The sequence below is a fragment of the Mycobacterium sp. Root135 genome, from assembly GCF_001426545.1.
In the GTDB taxonomy this organism is placed as follows: Bacteria; Actinomycetota; Actinomycetes; order Mycobacteriales; family Mycobacteriaceae; genus Mycobacterium.
Map to the genome: position 1 here is coordinate 72665 of NZ_LMEZ01000004.1, position 22854 is coordinate 95518.

The 22854-nt window shown below is 63.2% G+C and carries 23 protein-coding genes and 3 tRNA genes; 4 read left to right on the forward strand and 22 right to left on the reverse strand.

All coding sequences use genetic code 11. The annotated features are described in order from the left end of the window. Positions 1 to 35: 35 nt before the first annotated feature. The 5 genes from ASD37_RS08150 to ASD37_RS08160 form a co-directional block, all read right to left on the reverse strand. On the reverse strand, positions 36 to 1376 hold the full coding sequence (locus ASD37_RS08150) for an O-antigen ligase (protein WP_056550463.1): 1341 nt from the start codon (positions 1374 to 1376) through the stop codon (positions 36 to 38). A gap of 408 nt (positions 1377 to 1784) precedes the next feature. Then, positions 1785 to 2750 (reverse strand): glycosyltransferase, encoded by a 966-nt coding sequence (locus ASD37_RS30875; RefSeq protein WP_235568058.1) that lies wholly within the window; start codon positions 2748 to 2750, stop codon positions 1785 to 1787. Between the two features lie 29 nt (positions 2751 to 2779). Beyond that, positions 2780 to 3988, reverse strand: a complete 1209-nt coding sequence (locus tag ASD37_RS30880; RefSeq protein WP_082570032.1) for a glycosyltransferase — start codon at positions 3986 to 3988, stop codon at positions 2780 to 2782. After that, complete coding sequence (locus tag ASD37_RS30885) at positions 3981 to 4931, reverse strand: NAD-dependent epimerase/dehydratase family protein (protein WP_156720793.1); 951 nt, start codon at positions 4929 to 4931, stop codon at positions 3981 to 3983. Before ASD37_RS30885 ends, ASD37_RS30880 begins: the two co-directional genes overlap by 8 nt. Before the next feature lie 504 nt (positions 4932 to 5435). Further along, complete coding sequence (locus ASD37_RS08160) at positions 5436 to 6740, reverse strand: UDP-glucose/GDP-mannose dehydrogenase family protein (protein ID WP_235568059.1); 1305 nt, start codon at positions 6738 to 6740, stop codon at positions 5436 to 5438. A 748-nt stretch (positions 6741 to 7488) separates the two neighbouring features. Here ASD37_RS08160 and ASD37_RS08165 point away from each other — a divergent pair. Continuing rightward, positions 7489 to 8007, forward strand: coding sequence for a protein-tyrosine-phosphatase (locus tag ASD37_RS08165; RefSeq protein WP_056550474.1), 519 nt, complete (start codon positions 7489 to 7491; stop codon positions 8005 to 8007). 346 nt (positions 8008 to 8353) lie between these two features. On the opposite strand, the gene ASD37_RS08170 is transcribed toward ASD37_RS08165, so the two are convergent. Next, positions 8354 to 8965, reverse strand: a complete 612-nt coding sequence (locus ASD37_RS08170; RefSeq protein ID WP_235568015.1) for a M15 family metallopeptidase — start codon at positions 8963 to 8965, stop codon at positions 8354 to 8356. A gap of 184 nt (positions 8966 to 9149) precedes the next feature. On the opposite strand from ASD37_RS08170, the gene ASD37_RS08175 reads away from it, so the two are divergent. After that, a complete protein-coding gene (locus ASD37_RS08175) occupies positions 9150 to 10082 on the forward strand; it encodes an endonuclease/exonuclease/phosphatase family protein (RefSeq protein ID WP_056550478.1) in 933 nt (310 codons plus the stop codon). A 59-nt stretch (positions 10083 to 10141) separates the two neighbouring features. Here the strand turns inward: ASD37_RS08175 and rplA are convergent, their stop codons facing one another. The 13 genes from rplA to ASD37_RS08240 form a co-directional block, all read right to left on the reverse strand. Continuing rightward, complete coding sequence (gene rplA / locus ASD37_RS08180; protein ID WP_056550479.1) at positions 10142 to 10849, reverse strand: 50S ribosomal protein L1; 708 nt, start codon at positions 10847 to 10849, stop codon at positions 10142 to 10144. Between the two features lie 85 nt (positions 10850 to 10934). Then, on the reverse strand, positions 10935 to 11366 hold the full coding sequence (gene rplK, locus ASD37_RS08185; protein ID WP_056550480.1) for a 50S ribosomal protein L11: 432 nt from the start codon (positions 11364 to 11366) through the stop codon (positions 10935 to 10937). 28 nt (positions 11367 to 11394) lie between these two features. Beyond that, positions 11395 to 12279: a transcription termination/antitermination protein NusG gene (gene nusG / locus ASD37_RS08190; RefSeq protein WP_056550481.1), complete on the reverse strand. Its 885-nt coding sequence runs from the start codon at positions 12277 to 12279 to the stop codon at positions 11395 to 11397. A 56-nt stretch (positions 12280 to 12335) separates the two neighbouring features. Then, positions 12336 to 12827, reverse strand: coding sequence for a preprotein translocase subunit SecE (gene secE, locus ASD37_RS08195; protein WP_056550483.1), 492 nt, complete (start codon positions 12825 to 12827; stop codon positions 12336 to 12338). A gap of 67 nt (positions 12828 to 12894) precedes the next feature. Continuing rightward, positions 12895 to 12967: transfer RNA gene (locus ASD37_RS08200), tRNA-Trp, on the reverse strand. Between the two features lie 148 nt (positions 12968 to 13115). Next, positions 13116 to 13625, reverse strand: a complete 510-nt coding sequence (hadC, locus tag ASD37_RS08205; RefSeq protein WP_056550485.1) for a (3R)-hydroxyacyl-ACP dehydratase subunit HadC — start codon at positions 13623 to 13625, stop codon at positions 13116 to 13118. 2 nt (positions 13626 to 13627) lie between these two features. After that, the gene (gene hadB, locus ASD37_RS08210) at positions 13628 to 14056 is read right to left on the reverse strand and encodes a (3R)-hydroxyacyl-ACP dehydratase subunit HadB (RefSeq protein ID WP_056550490.1); all 429 of its coding nucleotides are present in this window, start codon (positions 14054 to 14056) and stop codon (positions 13628 to 13630) included. Continuing rightward, entirely contained in the window at positions 14043 to 14519 is a 477-nt protein-coding gene (hadA, locus tag ASD37_RS08215; protein ID WP_082570035.1) for a (3R)-hydroxyacyl-ACP dehydratase subunit HadA, read from the reverse strand. The genes hadB and hadA overlap by 14 nt, the downstream gene beginning before the upstream one ends. 52 nt (positions 14520 to 14571) lie before the next feature. Beyond that, positions 14572 to 14739 (reverse strand): 50S ribosomal protein L33, encoded by a 168-nt coding sequence (rpmG, locus tag ASD37_RS08220; protein ID WP_056550495.1) that lies wholly within the window; start codon positions 14737 to 14739, stop codon positions 14572 to 14574. 39 nt (positions 14740 to 14778) lie between these two features. Further along, positions 14779 to 14852: transfer RNA gene (locus ASD37_RS08225), tRNA-Met, on the reverse strand. Positions 14853 to 14866: 14 nt separating this feature from the next. Further along, a tRNA-Thr gene (locus ASD37_RS08230) sits at positions 14867 to 14939 on the reverse strand. A gap of 108 nt (positions 14940 to 15047) precedes the next feature. Then, positions 15048 to 16268: a globin domain-containing protein gene (locus ASD37_RS08235; protein ID WP_056550496.1), complete on the reverse strand. Its 1221-nt coding sequence runs from the start codon at positions 16266 to 16268 to the stop codon at positions 15048 to 15050. Further along, complete coding sequence (locus ASD37_RS08240; protein WP_056550497.1) at positions 16265 to 16723, reverse strand: Rrf2 family transcriptional regulator; 459 nt, start codon at positions 16721 to 16723, stop codon at positions 16265 to 16267. The genes ASD37_RS08235 and ASD37_RS08240 overlap by 4 nt, the downstream gene beginning before the upstream one ends. A 125-nt stretch (positions 16724 to 16848) precedes the next feature. Here ASD37_RS08240 and ASD37_RS08245 point away from each other — a divergent pair, with 125 nt between their 5' ends. Together ASD37_RS08245 and ASD37_RS08250 are read left to right on the forward strand one after the other, a co-directional pair. Further along, positions 16849 to 17571, forward strand: a complete 723-nt coding sequence (locus ASD37_RS08245) for an MBL fold metallo-hydrolase (RefSeq protein WP_056550499.1) — start codon at positions 16849 to 16851, stop codon at positions 17569 to 17571. Positions 17572 to 17779: 208 nt separating this feature from the next. Then, a complete protein-coding gene (locus ASD37_RS08250) occupies positions 17780 to 18979 on the forward strand; it encodes a DUF2510 domain-containing protein (RefSeq protein WP_056550501.1) in 1200 nt (399 codons plus the stop codon). 207 nt (positions 18980 to 19186) lie between these two features. Here the strand turns inward: ASD37_RS08250 and ASD37_RS08255 are convergent, their stop codons facing one another. Genes ASD37_RS08255 through ASD37_RS08265 form a run of 3 tightly spaced genes read right to left on the reverse strand, consistent with a single transcriptional unit; the run spans position 19187 to position 22773 of the window. Further along, entirely contained in the window at positions 19187 to 20581 is a 1395-nt protein-coding gene (locus ASD37_RS08255) for an FAD-dependent oxidoreductase (protein ID WP_056550988.1), read from the reverse strand. 5 nt (positions 20582 to 20586) lie between these two features. Further along, the gene (locus tag ASD37_RS08260; RefSeq protein WP_235568016.1) at positions 20587 to 21273 is read right to left on the reverse strand and encodes an undecaprenyl diphosphate synthase family protein; all 687 of its coding nucleotides are present in this window, start codon (positions 21271 to 21273) and stop codon (positions 20587 to 20589) included. 57 nt (positions 21274 to 21330) lie between these two features. Continuing rightward, entirely contained in the window at positions 21331 to 22773 is a 1443-nt protein-coding gene (locus ASD37_RS08265) for a sugar transferase (protein WP_056550503.1), read from the reverse strand. Positions 22774 to 22854 lie beyond the last annotated feature (81 nt).

The window sequence follows — 22854 nt, forward strand, 5'->3', positions numbered from 1 at the left end:
CCCTACAACAGCCGGTTGCACAAGAACACTTCGTACTACGGCTCAGCTACCAGTTGCGTATCCGTCTGTGAGCGAGCTTGAACACGGCTCACTTGCTTTGGTCTCCCCTCGAACACTGCCGATGCATTCCAACAGAAGCCGGCCAGGAGCCACATCATCGGAGACACCAAATCTGCGTACGAGAAGAACTCCGCCAGAAGAAGAACGACAAGTCCTGCTGCCCAAGGGATGCGCGTTCGCTCGCGAAGCCCATCGCGGATGGCCCTGCCCATGATCAGCAAGAACAACAATGTTCCTAGCAGACCGCCGGCGCTGAGGAGCAAGATAAGCAGTGAAGACGATCGATTGGACCCCAGACCTACGCCAAGGGCGCCGGAGTCAAGAAAGACGCGCCAACCGCTCGCATCGGCTGACCCGCGGCCCCGGATGGAGGTGCCCCGGGCCAATTTGTACTCGACGACATCGTTTATAAGTGCAACCGCTCGCGGCATAAGTAGAATTGTGAACGCTGCGAATACCAATACCGTGAGTATTCCAGTCGGTGAGACCCTGCCGCCTTTAATAGTCATACGGTAGAGACCCCACAAAATAGCGATCAAAGCAAATATGCCCGCGCCACCCAGTGCAGTCGCCGATGCAGACTCAACTATCAGCACAACGTCCGCAGCTACCAGCGCTAGGAGTACTACTTTTGCGACCGGTCGGGTTTCTTGCAGTAGAGCAATAGCCGTTAGCATAACGGCCGACGTCAGCGCAAAGGCGCCGAGATGAGACGGTTCTGAAAACTGGGCTGCTAGGCGTGGGCTGGCCACATAGGCATAGGCATTTCGGGTATTGTTATGGAAAATTTCGTCAGGCCATTCCATACCGGCCTTCTCGAACGACCATGCGAGTGTGGCGACCAACGTCCCGACCACAGCCGCTATTGGCGGGATCCAGCGTTTCGTGTCTTGAGAACTGGCGAGCGCGACAAGCAGGGCAAGATTCAATAAAAGATACGTCACCTGGGCAAAATTAGAACTTGTATACCCCAGTTCTGACAGCCTGCTCACTTGCTCGTCAAGGCCCATGCCTGAGGCGACCACCGGCATACCAGCGAATAGCGCAGGGCCTACGAGTGTGATGGCGGTCGCCCAAACGCCAAGCAAGACAGGGAGGCTCGATCCTGGGCGAGGGACGCCATTACGCAGGTACGTGAGCGGAAGGTAGGCAAGCATGCCCAAGTAGAAAGGTGAAATTGTAATATCGCCGAAGATTATCGCGGAAGAATCGTTGAATGGCACGGCAGCCGCCGCCACAGCGAGCAAGCCCACACGCCGCCCGAAGACGAATCCGAGCGCGTAGGCAACGACGAAAATTAGACCTAAGGTGGTCACGTCTGACCATGGACTGCGGCGAGTCTGATCGTTCGTGCTGCTTCGGCACCAAGCTTGGGATCTGCCAAAAGGCGCTCACAGCGTGAAGACTCCCAGCCTAGCGCGATGGTTACCGCACCGAACGGACTTACCCCACCCGCCGCCGCAAAAAGGTGAACCACTACTGACGACGAAGGATGTTTCATCAAGAGACCGCTCTTTCCTCTCAAGCAGATCCGATTCGATGTGTCGCGCTCGGAACGATACCCAGTCAGCGAAAGCTTTATAGTACCTAGAATTTGAAGGGCCTATAGTTGCTACTTACCTTCCCGTCGACTTGTGACACCGGTTCGTAGAGACCGCGGGTCAATCTAGCTGCCTTCTCGAAGCTCCACATCCGTGCTGCCTCGATCGAGCCAACGGACTGCTTCAGTTTGCTTTGTTGCGAGCAGTCGGAGATCCGCTCTCATGCAGTATTTTGATCAATGCCGCCTCGCAGGCTTCGCCGAACAACCGCCATGAAAAGTTCTGCACGTGGCCGACTCGCTCGGCGACCGGGACGCTGGGACGGAATTGCAGTTGGCGGGCCACCGCATCGGCGTCGCCAGGGAGGAGCAATGTCCCTGCGCTGCCAACCACCTCCCGAGTAAGCGAATGATCGGTGGCTATCACTTGACAGCCCGCAGCGAGCGCCTCGACGAACGGAAGCCCAAAGCCCTCGTCAGTTCCTAGCATCATGAAAAACTGCGCGCGTCTGTATAGCGCAATCATGTCCGATTCAGAGACCTTGCGAGGCCACTCGCATGGAAAGACATTGGAGAGGGTGTCACGGACCCTCTCACTAACTCCAACTCCGATGATGCCTTGAACCCATGCCGGACGTGCTCGGGAGAGCGCCTCGGCTGCTAGCTCGTTGCACTTGTGGGGGGCGCCACCGACGAGCATCACCAGCCCGGAGTCGCTCTCCTCGAACGAACGATCTGGGATCAGCCCAGCGCCAAGCCATTGCACGGTTGCCTTTTTTGACGCCGTGGGTACAAATTCGACAAGATTGGTGCGGGTATTCTCGCTGATACATATAAGTGAATCGCTAGTGCGGACCGTGCGGCGGAGGTCCCACGCTCGATAGGCCGTGCCGATCTTCGAGCGAGTGCGGAGCCAGCGTAGATCGTGGACAAGTGTCAGCAAGGGGGCGTCCACACCGTAGGGAAGTGGCGGTACTACCGATAGGTAGACATCCACCGACCCGACGGCCGGTCGAAACCCCCGCATAAGCCCCATTACCCGCTCATACGGTGCCCCACCGACGTCACGTGGCTTACTGAACACCAATTCGTGGCCACCTTCGGCCAGAAACGCATACAGATGTTTTTGCACAATCCCTATGCCAGACATCTCGCTCACTCGACCGCTGCATCCGATCCTCACAAGCGTGACGCTCCAACCGCTTCCCATTCCAACAGACGGTCTAAGACGGCCTCCAGCGAAAACGAAGCCGCCATACGTCTGCTCGCAGCAGCGCCCATTGCGGCGGCCTTGGACGGATCGGATGCCAAGGTCTCTATAGCGGTTGCCAGCTCCGCCACGGAAGGGTCCGTGTCCAATACAATGCCCGTGACTTCGTGTTCTACCACTGCCGAACAGCCTGGGTGCCCGGAGACTACCGAAGGCAACCCAGATGCGCTGGCTTCTATTAGTACTTTTGGCGTTCCCTCGGGATGCCGTGTCGGCAATACGAACAGAGTGGCGCTAGCCAATAAACTTGCCATGTCCTTGCGGTGACCAAGGACCTCGACAGCGTCGTCCTGACTCCACCTCTTTAGCTCGTCTGTAGTCACCGCGCTGTCGACACCACGGTCAGGGTCGCCTGCCACCTGAAATCGCCAGCCCCGGCCGCCCAATTTCTGTGCAGCCTCGACGAATTCATATATTCCCTTTTCGCGGAACAGCCTCGACGCGTATAAGATAATGGGAGCCTCGAAATTTCGCATATTCTCGCGACGCCATGCGTCTACGTCTATTCCTGTGCCGGGAATCACCAGCGATCGCCTAACCTCGGCTAAGATCCCAAGTCTGATGAACTCAGCACGGTCATGATCAACTTGGAATAATGTGAATACATTGGAAAGGCGAGAAGCTAGCTTTCCGGACAACTGAACGATTCGGCTTGCTGCGGTCTTTAGCACCGCCGGGTCTAGGCCCCGCCCCATGCCGCCAACGACCCGAATGAACCTGCACCTCCTCAAGAAAAGTGCAGCCGGCCATCCGAGCGTGTAGGCAACCTGCGCATTTAAGAACACCACATGTGGCCTCATGCTAAGCAGAGTGACTAAGATTCGACAGGCCGATACTAGAAGCACGCGACGACTTGACGTTTCGCGCCCGACACGCAGATTTATAAAATCGAACCCGAGATCGCGGATTGACCCGGCCTCACCGGTGTCTTCGGCAATTATCGTCACCTCAGCGCCGGCGGCCCTGAGAGCCGCCCCCCAAGTGGTTCTATGGCTGAGGAACAATCGATCGTTGTTGACTACGAATACCACCCGATAAGGAGCCCGATAAGCCCGACCTATACGTGCCGACTGTTCAATCTCCGAGTGAAGCGCGGTCGCGGCGGTACGCTTATCCATCCCGCGCCGCCAGCCAGTCGTACTCACGTACTAAGCCGTCCTCAATCGTAACCTTTGGCTCCCAATCGAGTAGGACCCTCGCCTGTTCGGTGCTACCGCCAGTGCGTAATACGTCGCCTAGGGACGGTTTTCCTCGAATTAGGGTCAGAGGCTTTCCGTGTATCCTTTCGAGCAGCGCCAAAACATCGTTTAACGAATTCGCCGTGCCGCCAGAGAGGTTAATAACTGACCCTGGTTCGGTAGGAGATGAGGCTGCGCGCACGTTCGCTTCGACTATGTCGTCAACGTACGTGAACTCGCGGATTTGATTTCCGTCGCCATGGATCGGCAACGGCTGGCCACGGCGCGCCATGGAAATGAACCGATTAAAAGCCATATCAGGCCGCTGCCTCGGCCCATAAACGGTGAAATAGCGCAGACTTATAGTAGGAATTCCAAAATTCGCTGCGTAGAGATTGACGAGGTGTTCGCCGGCCAGTTTCGAGACACCATATGGGCTACGCGGCTGCGGCCTGTCAGACTCTCGAGTGGGATAACGTTCAGCATCGCCGTAAACCGAAGACGACGACGCATAAACAAATCGTGTCAGATGTGGCGCGGTGTGACGAACTGCTTCAAGAAGGCGTTGCGTTGCTGATATATTGTCGGAAATATATTGCGCGAAGTCGTCGCCCCATGACTTTCGCACACCAGGCTGTCCGGCCTGGTGGTATACGACATCTACTCCCTCCAAGATGCCGTTCAAGTCGACGGTATTGAGGTCGTCTCTAACCAGAGTGAAGCCGGGAGCGCCCGACACTCGAGACAGGTTTGACTCTTTCGTCTCTCGATCGTAATAGTCACTGAAGTTGTCGATGCCGACGACTTCAGCTCCATCGGCTATCAATCGCTCGGCTAGCGTACTGCCTATAAAACCCGCGACTCCGGTCACAAGAATAGTCAATGAACTTACCCCCATTTTGTTCGCCGATCACAAGCCACACCCTCGTTAGACCCCCAGGTCGGCCGACACTTCAGGTCGCCGACGAATCAAATCTTGCCACAGCAAGAGGACAGCCGCGTGCCGGAGACCATGACCGGCGGAGGTTGAATACAGACTGAGGTCAATCCTGCCGCGCCAGCACTCAGTGCCATGGGTACGAGACACGCGCCATTCTCGCTCGGTCGAAATGACCTATGGATTCCAGACTTGCTGGGCCGCGTTGAGCGGTCGCACAGTGTCAGATCCTTCCGGAGTGCGGCGGACCGTCCCGACGCTTGCTCAGACGCCCGCCCTAGTTTCCGCGATGTGAACTGCGTCCGCTTTGGCAAACTGCCCACTGCCTTGCCGCGCCAACACATAGTCGTATCAATACGGCCTGCAGTCGCCATCTTGGAATGCCACACATTCGGAGTCAATGTGATTTAGACAAGAGTACTGGCTTTGGCGTACTTAAGCCTCTTCCTTCTAACGCGTGTATGTCCAGCCGGCGCTCTCCCAAACTGAACGCTTCAAGCATTGTCGGCCGTCAATGATGTTGCGCCCTTCGGTTACCATTCCCACCGCCTGAGGGGTTAGCGCGGTGAATTCACTCCACTCCGTCAGGACGAGGATTGCGTCCGCGCCACGACACGCATCAAGCGCCGACGTGGCGTAGTCAAGCGTGGGAAAGAGCTTGCGAGAGTTGTCCATTGCCTGTGGATCGTAGACAGTGACCGCAGCGCCCTGCAGCTGGATCTGCCCGGCTACATTTAGCGCCGGCGAATCGCGAACATCATCTGACTCTGGCTTGAAGGCCGCGCCGAGTATCGCAACCCGCGCTCCAATGAAATTGGAGCATGCGTGGCGCGCTAGCTCAACCATACGCGTGCGCCTCCGCATGTTTATGGTGTCGACCTCCCTCAGGAAAGTCAGCGCGCTACCAGCGCCCAGTTCACCCGCCCGTGCCATAAAGGCTCTGATGTCCTTGGGGAGGCAGCCGCCACCAAACCCTAAGCCTGCGTTGAGAAATTGCCGTCCAATTCGTGGATCGTGCCCGATGGCGTCGGCGACGGCCTCAACGTCCGCGTCCGCCGCCTCGCACACGTCAGCGATCGCGTTGATGAACGAGATCTTCGTCGCGAGGAAGGCGTTAGCCGACACTTTGACGAGCTCGGCCGTCGGAAGATTCGTCACCAGAAACGGAACGCCTTCGTCAACAATCGGTGCGTATATTTCGCGCGTGACCGCCTCCGCCTGACCGCCCGCTTCGACGCCCACAACTAAGCGATCGGGATGCAGGGTGTCCTCCACGGCATGTCCCTCACGGAGAAATTCCGGATTCCAGCATATTTCAACGGTGACATCTGGAGCGAGAGCTTGCGCTACCTCGGCAAGCCGCACGGCCGTTCCCACTGGCACGGTCGACTTTCCGATAATCAGAGTGTCTCCTGATAGCAAGGGAGCGAGCGTTTCCACGACCGTCATGACATACGAGATGTCAGCGCCGAACTCGCCCTTTTTCTGAGGTGTGCCAACACATATGAAGTGCGCATCCGCCCAGTTAGCCGTCTCAGCGTACGAGTCGGTGAATTGCAGGCGTCCGTTTCCCAGCTGTGCTTGCAGAAGTTCGGTAAGACTGGGTTCGAAGAATGGCAGCTCACCCGCACGCAACTTCGCTAACTTACTCGGGTCGATCTCGACTCCGATGACGTCATGCCCCAGTTCGGCCATGCAAGCTGCGTGAGTGGCGCCGAGATAGCCGGTGCCATAGACGGCCAAGCGCATAGAAATATCCCCCCTGCGCGAGTTGGGTGAGCCCGTAAGCCCTAGTCGCTCGCACGTCGTCCAATCCAGCAATCACTGAAGTGCGACCGGCCCCTTCGACGGTCCTTTCAGGCAGCGAATGTCTAGGCCCAGGCGATTAACCAGTGGCGAGACGATCAGCGCCATGCCAGCTAGCGTTTCCCCCGATGGCCAGTTGCAAGTTTCCCGCCAGCAACTTGTGCACCCCCGTTTTAACTTCCTCAGCGTATTCCTGTGAGTCGTCAAAGGGAATAGGGGGGTACCTTCAGCGTTAGCTGCCAGCGGGCTGCTCTGTGCATCCCGCAGCACCCAAGTTAGGTGTGCGAATGATCCTGACCGGATGTGACGACTGCTTGCGGATGTCGCGCCTTCCAGCGCCTGGATCGTTCCGAACACCACTTTTCACTACGAAGCTGCGATCGTAAGGTTAGCTGCATCGGGGATTTTTTCTCGAACGGGCTGTTGACATTGGGAATTCCGGTTGACCGTGACACCGCCCGGCTACGGATTTCGTCCCCTTTGGATGCATAGAGCGCTCATAGGCCGCCGACTCGGAACCCCTGGCCTAGCTGGAATCCCGCCACAGCCGACATGTTGCACGGGGCGCTTCGCGACAAGTGCAAGGTTGTCACGGCGGACGCGCGATGTTGGTACGTGTTACAGACTGTCATCGACCTTTCCGGCAAAAGGTACAACAGAACTGAACTATCGGATACGGCTAAGTGAGGAGCTCTGATTGCACGTCCTGTTCGTTTGCACTGGGAACATCTGCCGATCGCCAACCGCAGAGAGACTTGCAGCTGCGTATATCGCCCAACCTCACAACGTCACCATCGCAGCATCGAGCGCTGGGACCCGCGCCGTGATCGGACACCCGATTCACCCCGAAGCCGCTCCCGTCCTCGAGCGCTTAGGCGGTGACCCCTCCAACTTCGCCGCCCGCCAGCTCACGGCGAAGATCGCGTCGTCCGCTGATCTCATCCTGACCATGACTAGGGCACACCGCGGCGCCGTGTTGGAGCTGGCACCTCACCGGCTTCATCGCACGTTCACGCTGGCGGAGGCCTCCCGGCTGATCTCCGAGCACGGCGCACACACCGTCGCCGATCTCGCGGAACGCCGCTCCTTGCTGACCGTCGATGAGACCCTGGACATCCGTGACCCCATCGGGCAATCACCCGAAGTCTTTGCTGAAATCGGTTCCCAGATCGCCCACCTGCTGCCGCCCATTTTCGAGGTTTGCCAACCGGTTTGACCGCAAGCGTTAATTCGTTGACCAGCGACGTTGGGCTGCTGCGGCGCCGCATATCGCGCCAGAACTCTAGGGTCGTTGCCGATTCACACCGACGTTGCCATCGGCTAATGTTTGTCCATCGGGTTGGGGGAGCTGGCCCGATGAAGTTCGGGGGAAGTCATGATCAACGGTCTTTTGGCACTACACGGAAACGCGTGGGTCGCCTGGATTCACACCGGCCAGAAGCCGGAGCCACCACCGATCCGCACCGACGGTGCGTGCCTGACCTGCGACTTTCCGTTCGCAAATCTGTCGCACCCTTGCCTGGGCAGCGGCGAGCAGATCGCCTGCTGAGCGCTAGTTCAGCTCAGTACAGCGGGACGTCCAGAATCGGCCGAGGATCCTTTGCGCCCGGTCCGTCGAAGTGCCACCACTCCCCCGCATACGGGGTCAGGCCGCCGGCCTCCATCGCCGTACGCAGCAGCGCGCGGTTGGACTGCTGCTCGGCGGTGACCCCGTCGGTGGCGTAGGCCAGGCTCTTCGGGCTGAAGTCGTCGAAACCGGTGCCCATGTCGAGCAGCCACCCGTAGTGCCCGTCGGCGACGGTCACGTCGACCGAGCGGCCCGCCTCGTGGCTGCGGGCGTAATCACTCGGTCGCGCAACCCAATTGGGGTTCGGGACCTCCTGGAACATCCGCACCTGAACATCGTGCGGACGGTAACAGTCCCAGAACACCAGCTGCTTGCCTTGCGCGCGAAGCTGATTCGCCGCCGTGGCCAAACCCCCGGCCATCGACTCGTGCACCAGACACCGCGCGTCGGCAGGGTATAGCTGCACGCCGACGAAGTTGTCGGCCGTCGCATACCGCAGGTCGATCCTCGCGTCCGGAACCACCGACCGCACGTCGACCAGACCCGCCGCCTGCGCCTGCGCCGACACCGGAGGCGGCTCGGCGGACGCCGACGCAACGTTGGTCATGGCGGCGCACATTACGCCCAAAACGGCGGCGATCCATCTCGAGGGCACGGTCACGGTACGAGTCTGCAATGCCGGCCCGGCTGGACGCAGGGATACTGGTCTGAACACCGCGTCGCTGTAGGTACGGCTTGGCGCCATCCGAGGGGGAAGCCTGAGTACCGCACGCCGAGTCGTCGCCCCCTGCGTGGGGGTCGCTCTCCTCCTCGCGGCTGCGGCGGCCCTCGTCGTCAGCTTCACGCCCATCCCCACCCATGGCGTGCTGTACGTCGTCATCGCGGTGCCGTATCTCATGCTGGGCGCACCGGTCGCCGTCGTCCTGGGGGTGTGGGCACGGCGACGCCTCCTCGTCGTCGTCGCAGCCCTCCTTACCGCCGTGCTGCTGGCGCTGCAGGTGCCGTGGTTCCTGAGCGCCACCGCTGACCCCTCGTCCGTCGCCGTCAGGACGATGACGGTCAACATGCTCTACGGCCTCGCCGAGCCGGGCGCCCTCACCCGGGCAGCCGCGCAGGACGCCGACGTCGTCATGGTCCAGGAACTAACCCCCAAAGCGGCCCGCGGACTGTCCGCGGCCGGCATCGAAAAGACCTTCCCGTACCAGGCTCTCGACGCGCGCCCGGAGTCGGCGGGCGTCGGCATCTACAGCCGGTACCCGATCAAGGACTCCACCCGCATCTCGGGCTACCAGTTGGCGATGGTCAGCGCCGTCGTACGAGTCCCCCGCGTGTCCCACGACGTGTCGCTGCTTACCGTCCACCTCGACGCCCCGTGGCCGCGCCCAATCATCGGCTGGCAGAGGGACATCAAGAAGTTCCCCGGCACCCTCGACGACGTGGCGGCCGAAGCCGCCGACGGCGCCGTGATCGTCGGCGGCGACTTCAACTCGACGTTCGACATGCTGCCGTTCCGCGCTCTGCTGACCAACGGTTACGCCGATGCCGCGCGTCAAGCGGGTTCCGGCCGCAACTTCACCTACCCGGCGAACAAACCCTTTCCCCCGGTGCTCGGCATCGACCACGTCCTCACCAGGAACGCCACCGCAGTGTCCACCACCACCTTGAAGCTGCCGGGGACCGACCACCGCGCACTCTTCACCACCGTGATGGTGCCGACCCGCTAACGCAAAACTCCCCGGCACCTGGGTGCCGGGGAGCTCTGATAGCGAAAGTTCTTGTGGCTCTACGCCTCTGCGAAACCGCGCGTGATCGACGGGTCGACCTGGATGCCGGGGCCGGTCGTGGTCGAGACGACGACCTTCTTCAGGTAGCGGCCCTTCGACGACGACGGCTTCGCACGCATGATCTCGTCGATCGCAGCACCGTAGTTCTCGGCGAGCTTCGTCTCGTCGAACGACGCCTTGCCGATCACGAAGTGCAGGTTGGCCTGCTTGTCGACGCGGAAGTTGATCTTGCCGCCCTTGATCTCGTTGACGGCCTTCGCCACGTCGGGGGTGACGGTGCCGGTCTTCGGGTTGGGCATCAGACCACGCGGGCCCAGCACGCGGGCGATCTTGCCCACCTTGGCCATCTGGTCGGGCGTCGCGATCGCGGCGTCGAAGTCCAGGAACCCGCCCTGGATCTTCTCGATCAGGTCGTCGCTGCCAACCTCGTCGGCGCCGGCGGCCACGGCGGCCTCGGCCTTCTCGCCGACGGCAAAGACGATGACGCGGGCGGTCTTACCCGTGCCGTGCGGCAGGTTGACGGTGCCACGCACCATCTGGTCGGCCTTGCGGGGGTCGACACCGAGGCGGATAGCGACCTCGACGGTGGCGTCCTGCTTCTTCGACGACGTCTCCTTGGCCAGCTTGGTGGCCTGGAGCGGCGTGTACAGGTTGTCGCGGTCGATCTTCTCGGCCGCTTCGCGGTATGCCTTGCTGTTCTTGCTCATTGGATTCCAATCACATGCGTTGGGTCGTGGTCTTCGTGCGGGCCGAAGCGGGCCCTCCCACGTTCTAGCTGGTTACAACGTCTAACTAGGAGACCGTGATTCCCATGGAGCGGGCGGTGCCAGCGATGATCTTCGCCGCGGCGTCGATGTCGTTGGCGTTGAGGTCTTCCTTCTTCTGCTCCGCGATTTCGCGGATCTGATCCCAGGTCACCTTGGCGACCTTGGTCTTGTGCGGCTCGCCGGAGCCCTTCTGCACGCCAGCAGCCTTCAGCAGCAGCTTGGCGGCGGGCGGGGTCTTCAGCACGAACGTGAAGCTGCGGTCTTCGTAGACCGTGATCTCCACGGGGATGACGTTGCCACGCTGGGATTCCGTCGCGGCGTTGTACGCCTTGCAGAACTCCATGATGTTGACGCCGTGCTGACCGAGCGCAGGACCGATGGGCGGGGCGGGGTTGGCCGCGCCTGCCTGGACCTGCAGCTTGATCAGCCCAGTGACCTTCTTCTTCTTCGGGGCCATGACGTGTTCTTTCCTGTTCTCGTTGTTCTTAGATCTTGGAGACCTGGGTGAAGTTCAATTCGACGGGCGTCTCGCGACCGAAGATCGACACCAGCACCTTGAGCTTCTGCTGCTCGGCGTTGACCTCGCTGATCGACGCGGGCAACGTGGCGAACGGACCGTCCATGACGGTGACCGACTCGCCGACCTCGAAGTCGACCAGGATGGTCGGCCGCTCGAGACCACCGGATTCGGCAGCCGCCGAGGCGCCGCCGGAGGTGGACTTGGCCGGCTTCTTCGCCGCGCCCTGCGGAAGCAGGAACTTGACGACGTCGTCGAGGGTCAGCGCCGACGGCTTGGACGTCGCACCCACGAAGCCGGTGACGCCGGGGGTGTTGCGGACCGCGCTCCAGGACTCGTCGGTGAGATCCATGCGCACCAGGATGTAGCCCGGCAGCACCTTGCGGTTGACCTGCTTGCGCTGGCCGTTCTTGATCTCGGTGACCTCTTCGGTCGGCACTTCCACCTGGAAGATGTAGTCGCCGACGTCGAGGTTCTGAACACGCGTCTCGAGGTTGGCCTTCACCTTGTTCTCGTAGCCCGCGTAGGAGTGGATGACGTACCAGTTGCCGGGCTTCTTGCGGAGGTCCTTCTTCAACGCCACGGCGGGGTCGACGTCTTCTTCGTCCTCCTCCGGGGTCTCCTCGGCGGGGGCGTCAGACGCTGGGGCTTCGGACTCTGCGTCGGCCTTAGACTCTGCGTCGGCCTCGGCATCCTCGTCCGCGACTGCTTCGGAGTCCGTCGCCTCAGGCGTCGGTTCCTCGTTGATCTCGACGGTCTGGCCAGTCTCGGCGTCGGTCAAGGTCGCCGAATCGGCGGCCTCTGCGAACACGTCGGACTCACCCGAGGGCGTCTCGCCATCGAAGGTCGTCACGGTTGTCTATCCTCTCTAAATCTTTCGCTCGTTCACGGCTGGTGGGCCAACGTACGTCAGCCGAATACCAGCGTCACGAGTTTGGCCAGGCCCAGGTCGACTCCGCCGATCAGCGCGACCATGAAAGCCAGGAACACCAGCACCACGGTCGTGTAGCTGATCATCTGCTTGCGGTTCGGCCAGATCACCTTGCGGAGCTCGGCGATGACCTGCTTGAGGTAGTTCAAGACGAAGAGGAACGGGTTGCGTGACGGGCCCGACTGCTTCTTGTCAGTCTTGGGCTTCTTGCCGTCGCCGTTCTTGGTGTCGTCGGAATCCGACTTGGTGGCCGGTGCGGTACCGGCGGCGGAGCCGGTGACCTCGCGGCGCGTGCGCTTGCCGGTGGGCCGCTGCGGCCGAGTGGCCACCGCGGTCTGGCTGCGAGCGCCGGCTACACCGGTCGTCGCGTCAGCGGCATCGTCGGATGCGTCCACGGCGTCGACCGGAGAGTCGACGTCAGAATCGATGTCGTCGACTGGGGAGTCGGCACCGTCGCGATCGTCGCTCACCGCATGCCTTTCGTCGGTTCCTGGTGGTGGTCACCTTCCAGTGTCCACATTCTTCAATTCGATGCAGCAGGGGCGACAGGACTTGAACCTGCAACCTGCGGTTTTGGAGACCGCTGCTCTGCCAGTTGAGCTACGCCCCTTCACAGACGGAACTGCTGGCAGCACCATCCTTTTTCGGGGTTTTACACAATTTACGCGCTCCCCGATCGGTCGATCAGTAACCGACGGACAGCGCGTGATTGGGAGGAACCCCGAGGACCGAGTGTACAACGGCCCTGTTGCGAGTTACTAATCCGTGGTCGCGGTACGGACGACCTGACCGCTTTCCGCGTCCCACTGGACCTGAATCGAGTTGTCGCCTTCGTGGCCCATCAGCGTGGTGAACGCCTCGAGGACCATCTCGTCCTTCGCGTCGACGCAGACACTGCGGGTGACGACGATGTCCGCGCCGAACCGCTCCACGACGGACTGGATCTCCAGCGACGCGGTCAACGTCGTGCCGACCTCGAGCGGCTTGTGGAACACGAACTTCTGGTCGACCTGCACGATCTGCATGGTGGTCAAGCCGACGTCGACCTTGCGGAAGAAGTCCTGCTGAACCAGCAGCGCGAGGATCGACGGAAAGGTCAGTGACGCGATGATGTCGTCGTGGCCGAGTTCGGCGGCGGCGGCCTCGTCGAACGTCGCCGGGTCGTCGGCCTTGATCGCCCGCGCGTACTGGCGGACCTGTTCGCGGCCGATCTTGAAGCTCTCGGGATAGTGATGCACCATTCCCAGGACGTCGGCTTTGAGCGGCACCTCTACGCCAGCTTCGCGGTCGCGGTCGCGCGACCGAAGATCTTCTTGCCGCCGGTGGTGGCCGACAGGGCGATGACGATCGACTTCGCCTCGGGATCCACCGACTTCACGCGTCCGTTGAATACGATCTCGGCGCCGACGCCGTCGTTGGGCACGGGGACGACGGCGGTGAACCGCACGTTGTACTCCGTCACCGCGGCCGGGTCGCCGATCCAGGAGGTGACGTAGCCGCCACCGAGGCCCATGGTCAACATGCCGTGGGCGATCGCGGTGTCGAGGCCGACCTGCTTGGCGATCTCGTCGTCCCAGTGGATCGGGTTGAGGTCACCGGACACACCGGCGTAGTTGACCAGGTCCATCCGCGTCAGAGGAATGACACGCTCCGGAAGCTCGTCACCGACCTTGACCGAGCTGAACTCACGTAGCGCCATCTGAAAAGCCCTCTCCGCTCTCGTCTGAACGACCCGCCAAGGTCGTATACGTCTCTTGCACGACCTCACCACGGTCGTTGCTGATCATGTTCTTGGTGACGATGATGTCGGTGCCGTGTGCCTGCCGGTACGAGTGCAGGTAGACGTCGCAGTACAGGCGGTCACCCACCTTGATGGGGAGCAGGATCTTCAGTTCCTGGTCGACCTGCACGATCTGCGCGTCGGTGATGCCGATGTTGGCGTTGGCGAAGAACGACGTCTGCGCCTGATAGCCGAACACCGAGATGAAGGTCAGCGGTGCGAGCAGCGCCTCGTGGCCGAGATCCGAGGCGGAAGCCTCGTCGTGATAGGCCGCGTCGTCGTTCTTGACCGCGACGGCGTACTCGCGGACCTTCTCGCGCCCGACCTCGTAGAAATCGGGATAGCGGTAGTGCATACCAACGATTTCTGGAGACAGCGGCACGAATCAGTTCCCTTGTCGGTCGACCCCGAGCCGGAGGCCCAGGAGTCGTCCGTTAGCGCGATTCCTTGTGCGGACGGTGCGTCCCACAGTTCGGGCAGAACTTCTTGATCTCGAGGCGGTCGGGATCGTTGCGCCGGTTCTTCTTCGTGATGTAGTTGCGGTGCTTGCACACCTCGCAGGCCAAGGTGATCTTGGGCCGTACGTCTGTACTCGAGGCCACGTCAGTCGTCCTTCTTCATTCACTTGCGTTGTCGTTTTGTAGCGGTGGGGGGGCTCGATCCCCCGACCTCACGATTATGAGTCGTGCGCTCTAACCAGCTGAGCTACACCGCCATGGGTACCACCCGGGCCCCCTAACGGAATCGAACCGTTGACCTCTTCCTTACCATGGAAGCGCTCTACCGACTGAGCTAAGGGGGCAACCGCCCGCGGCCATGGAAAATTCCGCGCCGTGGGACTTAGAGAGGGTACAACCCGGGTGCAGGCGTCACCAAACCGCAGGTGATCAAGGCCAATTCGAGCGGCCCTTCACAACCGCCACGCGTCGGGTGAGAACAGCTCGCAGTGCACGCGCTCGGCGGGGACGCCACGGGCTTCGAGCTGCTCACGGACGGTCCTGACGAATCCGTTGCCGCCGCACAGGTAGACCTCCGCGGCCTCGGGTAGGTGCTTGGCGGCCAGCGCGAGCCGGCCGGTATGGACGCCCGGGTCGCCGTCGGCGCCGCCGTCCTCGTACCAAATGTCGATGCTGGCGCCGGGCAGTCGGGCCGCCAGCTCTTGCTGGCGTTGCCGCATGGGATGGGTGTCGGCGCTGCGGTCGGCGTGCAGGATCTGGACCCGGGTGTCAGGGGCGTCGGCCGCAAGCGACTCGAGGATGCCGATCATCGGAGTGACGCCGATGCCCGCCGAGATGAGCACCAGGGGTGCGCCCGGCGTCGGGGTGGGCAGATCACCGAACGGGAGGGTGACGTCGAGCAGGTCGCCGACGCGGACGTTGTCTCGGATCCAGTTGGACACCTCACCGGCCGGGGCGTCGCCGATCGCCTCAACGGGCTTGACCGCGAAGGTCATCTCGTCGGTGCCGCCGGCGGAGACGATGCTGTACTGCCGGAGCTGGCGCGCCCCGTCGGGCAGCGTCACGCCCACCGAAACATATTGCGCCGCAAGCGGATTACCGCCGACGGCGGCGACGGTCAGCAAGACCGCGCCGGACGGGTCGTCGACCCGCGTGAGCACGCGCGCCCGCCGGTACACGTCACCCGGGCTCACCCCGGCCTCGGCGTAGAGCTCGACCTCGAGGTCGATCAGCGTCTGCGCCATGATCCAGTACACCCGGTCCCACGCCTCGGCGACTTCGGCGGTGACGACGTCGGCGCCGAGCACCTCCACGATCGCGGCGAACAGGTGCTCGTGGACGACCGGGTACTGGTCGGCGGTCACGCCCAGCGACGCATGCTTGTGGCCGATCCTCGACAGCAGTTCCGCCGGATGCGGCAGGGCGGGGTCGACGAGATGGCTGGCGAACGTCGCGATCGACGCCGCAAGGGCGCGCTGCTGGGCGCCTTGGGCTTGGTTGCCGCGGTTGAACAGGTTGCGCAGCAGCGCGGGGTGGTGGGCGAAGAGGCGACCGTAGAAGACCGACGTGATCTCGTCGATGTTCGCGCCGATCAGCGGCAGCGTCGCCCTCACCATCTCGGCGTGCGCTGGTGTCAGCTCGTCCGTGGTGGCTACGGCGGTTGTGCTGGTCATCGTGTGATCCCTTCATCGGTGGTGTGGAGCTGGAGGTGGACGATCGGGAGGGTGGCGTCCCTGACGAGGTCGTCGACGGTGTGGCGGTCGAGCTCGCGGTAGAACGCCTCCTTGGCGTCGGCGAGCGCACGCCGCAGGCGGCAGCCGGCCAGCAGCGGACACGGCGTGGCGCCTTCGCACTCGATGACCTCTTGGTCGCCCTCGAGCCGGCGGATGAGCCAGCCGACGGACACCGTGCGGCCGGCGTCGGTGAGGCTCAGCCCGCCGATGCGCCCGCGCCTGGCGTGAACCATGTCGAGGTCGACGAGCCGGGCGACGGCCTTGGCGATGTGGTGTTCCGAGGCCCCGGCCGCGGTGGCGACGGTGCGAATGGTGACCCGTCGGTTGGTGGCGTCTCCGGAGGCCAGCAGCATCATCGTCCGCAGGCCCAGATCGGTGAACCGCGTCAATTGCATACGACTGACGGTAGTAAACATGCAGCGGGAATGCGTGTTTTTGCGATGTGCGCTCAAACACCACCTGACGTGCGGTTTTTACACCTGCGGTTATCGGATATCCGACGGGGAAATAGGCTGCGACGATGACTTCCCCCGGCACCGATCGCCTCTACTTCAGGCAGCTGCTGTCCGGCACCGACTTCGCGGCCAGCGACGCGATCGCCCAGCAGATGCGCAACTTCGCCTACCTGATCGGCGACCGCGAGACGGGCGACTGCGTCGTCGTCGACCCCGCTTATGCGGCCAACGACCTGCTCGACGCCCTCGAATCCGACGGCATGCATCTGTCGGGGGTGCTCGTCAGCCACCACCACCCCGACCACGTCGGCGGCTCGATGATGGGCTTCGAGCTCAAGGGCCTGGCCGAGCTGCTCGAACGAGTCAGCGTGCCGGTCCACGTCAACACCCACGAGGCCGACTGGGTCTCGCGCGTCACCGGCATCGCCCTCGGCGACCTGACCCCCCACGCCCACGGCGACAAGGTGTCCGTCGGTGCCGTGGACATCGAGCTGCTGCACACCCCCGGGCACACGCCGGGCAGTCAGTGCTTCCTGCTCGACGGCCGCCTCGTCGCCGGCGACACCCTGTTCCTCGAGGGCTGCGGGCGCACCGACTTCCCCGGCGGCAACGTCGACGACATGTACCGCAGCCTGCAGGCGCTCTCGCAGCTGCCCGGCGATCCGACCGTCTATCCGGGGCACTGGTATTCGGCCAAGCCGAGCGCCGCGCTGTCCGAGGTGCGCGACACCAATTACGTCTACCGCGCCAGCAGCCTCGACCAGTGGCGCACGGCGATGGGCGGCTGAGCCCCGGTAGGTCCCAGACCTGGCAGATGTGCGCGCGGCCCGCCTCGTAGCGAATGTCGCCCTCGACGACGCCGCGTCCGTCTGAATTTCGGCGTCCCTGCAGCTTTCGACGCCGTTTCGGTGCCCCGAAGTAACGCAACGGCTCACAGCCTGCGCTAAGTTCGGTGCGCAGCGCGCCACCGGGGCGCAGGATCGGGAGGCCCCTGCGATGACGACACCGCCTACACCGGCCGACTGGTATCCAGACCCCGAGAATCCTGGCGGTCTGAGGTACTGGGACGGCTTCAGCTGGACCGAACATCGGGCCCCCGCACCGGGCGCCGCCCAGCCTCCCGCCTACGAGCCTCCCGCGGATCAGCCTGCCGACGAACAGAATCCCGCCGAGCCGCCTCCCGCCGACGAGCAGGCGACCAACGTCTACGCCACCCGGCCCGTCGAGCAGGAGCCGACGCCCGAGGGCGCTCAACAGGAACCGGTCCAGCCGTACGACACCCACCCGCCGGCGTCCTACGAGCCCTTCTCGGCCGACTCCACGCCGTGGAACCCGCCACTGCCGTCGTGGGATTCGCCATCTACGTACACCCAGCCCGAGCAGACGTCCGAGGCACCGTCGTCAGAGACCCCGGATTCCGAGACGCCAGCCGCCGACGCACCGGAGCCGCAGTCGGGACAGCCTTCGTACGAGCCACCGCCCTTCGAGACGGCCCGCTTCGAGACGACCTCATACGAGCCGGCCCGCTTCGCGCCGCCATCCGGACCGCCGCCGGGGTACTACTCCTCCCCCACGCCGACGGGACCGTCCGGCGACAAGCCGAACATGAAACTGGTGGCCGGCATCCTCGGTGGCGCCGCCGTCATCCTGGTGGTCATCGCCGTCGTCGTCACCCTCGCGGTGATGCGTACCGACCAGCCGACCGTGACGTCTCAGGGCACGACCCCGACGGACAAAGCGACCACCTCCAGCGAGACCACCACCTCGGAGACCGAAGCCGAACCCACGCCGACCGAGTCCCTCACGCCGCCCCCTCCGGGCGCGCAGGGCAGTGACGGCGACTTCACCTTCGCCGTCGCCGGCACCGAGACCGGCGACACCGTCACGGCGATCGTCAACGAGTCGGTGCAGAGCACCGCCCAGGGCATGTACTACGTCGTCTACCTCAACGTCACCAACACCGGGGCCGCACCCATCACGTTCGTGGCGACGTTCCAACAACTCAACGCGGCGGGTCAGACGTTTCCTCTCGACGACCAGGCGACCGCGCTCCTCGAGGGCACCATCGCTCAGATCGAGCCGGGGGAAACGAAGGAGACCCCGCTCGTCTACGACGTGCCCGTGGACACCGTGCCCACCGGCATCCTGTTGCGGGCCGACCCCGTCACGGCGGGCGTCGAACTGCCGCTGAGTTAGGTGGCTGCTGGGTTAAACGACTGGGCGCCAACGCCTTTGGCGCCGCTGCCGCTGAAACGAACTCGGCCCCGCCACCAAGGGGGGGTTGGGTGGCGGGGCCGATCGTTCGGAGCCCGGGGGGAGGCTCACGAACTGAAATCTAACCGAGCCTTCTGTGGGGAACCCTTGGCCAAGCTGAGCGAATCATGAGAAACGTGCATCCGGTATTCATTTCTTGAGCAGGCCCGCTTCGTGATATTCCCGGTCGGCGTTCACCTGCCACGGGTCGACGTCCTTGCCGAAGTACTTGGCCACGCTCTGCATGGCACTCAGCATCGCGTGATCCTGGTTGTCGTAGCGGTGCATGCCGTTGCGCCCCATCGGATGAAGGGTGGGGTACCGGCGGCGCAGGTAGTCGCGAATGCGGCCGACGCTGCGTTCGCGCACCGGGTCGTAGACCGGATAGGCACATTGAGAACGAAGCACCATGACTTGGTCGATGAGGGAGTCGCCAAGGCCTAACGCCCGAATGTCGGCTTGGACGAGGTCGCTGAGGGAACTCTCGTCGGCGTTCATGAGGTCACCGTCGGGACGGACGAAGTACTCGAATCCCAAGAAGGTGCCGTCCCAGCCCGCTGGCTGCAGGTCCTTCGACCATCGGCCGTAGTTCTGGATGCGACCGCACGAGAATTCTCCGCCGGGGGTGTACACCCAGTTGAACGGGATGTCGTGGCGGTCGCGCAACGCGACGGCGACCGTGATCAGCCCGCGGTGACGCAGAGTCGAGGCAGCCACCCGAACACGTCGAGGCGCCTCCGGCAGCGCCTCGATCAGTGTTTGCAGGGGCATGCTGGAGAACACTGCGTCACCCTCGATCACCTCACCGTCGTGCAGCTCGACGTACCAGGTGCCGTCGTGGGTCCAGAGCCGCTCCACCCGGGCGTTGAGCGTCGGGGTGACCCCCGCGTCGACCAGTGCAGCGGCGGCTGCGTCCCACAGCTGGCCTGGGCCGCGCCGTGGGTATCGAAAGACGTCCTCGCCGGGGTGTTTTCGCTTGCTCCGCCACGTCCAGTCGATGGGCTTGATGCGTTGGTTCGCCCAGTCGCTGGCCAATTCCGCGGGATCGGCAAGCCACGTCTTGCGAACGTAGCCGTCGAAGAAGATGGTGTACCAGTATCGACCGAACTCGTGGGTACCCCACTCCTCGAAATTCGCGGGTTGTCCACTGGGCGAGCCGCTCCGCAGCATTCGCCATCCGGCGAAACTGCTCAACCCACGCAACCCCCGGCCAATTCCGAGTTTGGTCACGATGTCACGGCCGACGAGCGGGTATTTGACGTACTCGTCGTCGACCAGCATCGCCGAGCTCCGCGGCACCGACAACCATTGATCCGGCGGCAGCAGCGAGTTCCAAAGGTCCAGCACCTCTTCGTATTTGGTGAAGAAGCGATGACCGCCGGGATCGAGGCACCAGTCGCCGCTACGGGGCGTGCGGGCCAAGCCACCCACGTGGCCAGTCGCCTCGAGAAGCCGGGGCTCAACCCCCCTCTGCACCAACCGCAGGGCTGCGGTGAGCCCGGCGGGACCGGCGCCGATGACGATGGGCCTACGACTGGACTCCACGGGCGTCACTTCCCACGGAGCTGCGGCAATCGTCGATAATTCGCCACCAGGTCGTCGACCTGCTCGACTTCGAGCTCGTTGAGCGGCGTCGTGAGAAACAGCAGATGTGCATATTGGCACTGCATCGGCAGGAACCCGCTGAGCAGCGGCTCGGACGTGGTCCTGATGACCAGATCCACGTCGCCGATGTCGAACGCGTCGTTGATGTCACACCCGAGTTCGCGAGCCCTGACGTGAGCGTTGCGCAGCTCATCGCGGGCGTCGTAGGCGGCGAGGACGTTGATCGTGAAATCCGGTCCGTTCATTGCGCTTTCGGCGCTCTCCGCGGCGGCGAGGTACGACTCGGGCAGTGCTGTCCGGTCACCGTGCAGCCGCACGGTACAGACGGCCGGATCGAACCTGGCGGGGATCAGCGTCGTGAAGAACTGCACGGAGGCCGCGAACACTGCCTCCAACTCGTCGTCGCGGCGCGACAGATTGGCGCCGCTCAAGTTGTAGACCGACACGGTCCGTACGCCGAGTCGCTGCAAGCCGGCCATGAGGTCGACGACCTTGTGGGCACCCTTGAGGTATGTGTCTGCGAGGTCGACGCCGTTGAGTCGGGACCATCTGCGCATCCCGTCGGGAATCAAGCCCACGTGACCGGGTACGTCGTAGACCGCCGGTGACTCCACTTCGCGAGGATCACCCATTGACGGACCCTTCCTGAAAACGCTTGATGCGCAGGGTAATCGACCCGCGGCGGGCGGTCAGTCCTCTACGCTACGGAACACCGCCAGGACGGTCAGCACCAGGACTCGGAAGTCGAGCCGCAGCGACCAATTCTCGATGTAGTAGTTGTCGAACTCGGCCCGATCGGCGATCGACGTCTGGCCGCGCAGGCCGTGGACCTGCGCCCAACCGGTGATGCCGGCCTTGACCCGGTGCCGATCCCCATAGCGGCGCACCTGCATCTCGAACAACTCGACGAACGCCGGCCGCTCCGGACGCGGCCCGACCAGACTCATGTCGCCCTTGAGCACGTTGAGCAACTGGGGCAGTTCGTCCAACGACGTCTTGCGCATGATCTTGCCGATTCGAGTGCGGCGGTCGACCCCCTCCACCCCACCGGGCGCGTCCCCGGCCTTTGGCGCGAAGACACTCTCCGACGGATCGAGGGGACGCATACTGCGGAACTTCAGACAGTCGAACACCTTGGAGTCACGCCCAACTCGCGCCTGCCGGTAGAACACCGGGCCCGGCGAGGTCGTCTTCACCAGCAGTGCGAGCCCGAGGAACAGTGGTGAGATGAGCAGCAGTCCCAGGCCTGCCATCGTCCGGTCGAACCCATGCTTGAGCGCGAACTGCCACCCCTTGGGGTCGACGCGGGTGAGCACCAAGAGCGGGATTCCGCCGAGGTGCTCCACGCGGGTGCCGACTCCGACGGCGTCGAACAGTCGAGGCACCACGAACACTCGGAGCCCGAGGGTTTGTGCCAACTGCGCCGCGCGAGCCAACTGCTCGTCGGATACCGACGACGGCGCCACGATGAGGTCTTCGGCGTGGACGCTTCGCGCAGCGGTTTCGAGATCGAGGGTCGTGCCCAGATACGGCAAGTCGACGAGTTCCATGTCGGGCGGCCGAAAGTCGTCGAGCATCCCGACGGGATGCAGACCGTACTCCGGCACCTGCCGCATCCGGGCGACGAGCTGGTGGGCTATCGGACCCGACCCAAGGATCAGCGCCGGTGCGCCGACTCGGTACTTCCGCCGCAGATAGCGGTAGACCAGGGATCTGCCCAGACGCACGGCAGGCATCAAGATCGCTGCGCACACCCACAACCGGACGACGAGATCGCTTGGGCGGACGCTGCTTTGGACCACTTCGCCCGGCGCAAGCGCGGGCACCGACACCATGATCAGAGTCAAGGTCCCGAGCGCCGCCACCGCGACGGCCGTCTCAACCGGTTCGAAGTCGTCGAGGAACTTGAAGTCCAACTTGCGCATGTACAGCGACCGGGTACTCAGGACGAGCACGATCAAGGGCACGAAGGCCCACGAGTACACCAGAACGTAGCGCTGGTCGTCGGTGGAGGGTAGCCACGCGTGCGCCGTAGCAACCGCTGCCGAAGCCGCCAACAGGTCGAGCACCACGGTGATCGTCACGTGCCAGCGGTCGGCGCGGAAACGTTCGATCCAGCGGGGCGCGTTCATGGGGACACGGCGCACAGCCGCCCCCGGGGAGTCCGCCAGGGGCACCGCGGCAGGCGCATTGGGGACGTGCGTCGTCACGTT

What these genes read in the sequence shown, in the direction of transcription:
- ASD37_RS30875 (WP_235568058.1), bottom strand. Translation starts at nt 2,750, where the DNA reads ATGTCTGGCATAGGGATTGTGCAAAAACATCTGTATGCGTTTCTGGCC.
- ASD37_RS30880 (WP_082570032.1), bottom strand. Translation starts at nt 3,988, where the DNA reads ATGGATAAGCGTACCGCCGCGACCGCGCTTCACTCGGAGATTGAACAG.
- ASD37_RS08170 (WP_235568015.1), bottom strand. Translation starts at nt 8,965, where the DNA reads ATGACCAACGTTGCGTCGGCGTCCGCCGAGCCGCCTCCGGTGTCGGCG.
- rplA (WP_056550479.1), bottom strand. Translation starts at nt 10,849, where the DNA reads ATGAGCAAGAACAGCAAGGCATACCGCGAAGCGGCCGAGAAGATCGAC.
- rplK (WP_056550480.1), bottom strand. Translation starts at nt 11,366, where the DNA reads ATGGCCCCGAAGAAGAAGAAGGTCACTGGGCTGATCAAGCTGCAGGTC.
- hadB (WP_056550490.1), bottom strand. Translation starts at nt 14,056, where the DNA reads ATGGCGCTACGTGAGTTCAGCTCGGTCAAGGTCGGTGACGAGCTTCCG.
- ASD37_RS08235 (WP_056550496.1), bottom strand. Translation starts at nt 16,268, where the DNA reads ATGACCAGCACAACCGCCGTAGCCACCACGGACGAGCTGACACCAGCG.
- ASD37_RS08240 (WP_056550497.1), bottom strand. Translation starts at nt 16,723, where the DNA reads ATGCAATTGACGCGGTTCACCGATCTGGGCCTGCGGACGATGATGCTG.
- ASD37_RS08245 (WP_056550499.1), top strand. Translation starts at nt 16,849, where the DNA reads ATGACTTCCCCCGGCACCGATCGCCTCTACTTCAGGCAGCTGCTGTCC.
- ASD37_RS08250 (WP_056550501.1), top strand. Translation starts at nt 17,780, where the DNA reads ATGACGACACCGCCTACACCGGCCGACTGGTATCCAGACCCCGAGAAT.
- ASD37_RS08260 (WP_235568016.1), bottom strand. Translation starts at nt 21,273, where the DNA reads ATGGGTGATCCTCGCGAAGTGGAGTCACCGGCGGTCTACGACGTACCC.
- ASD37_RS08265 (WP_056550503.1), bottom strand. Translation starts at nt 22,773, where the DNA reads ATGAACGCGCCCCGCTGGATCGAACGTTTCCGCGCCGACCGCTGGCAC.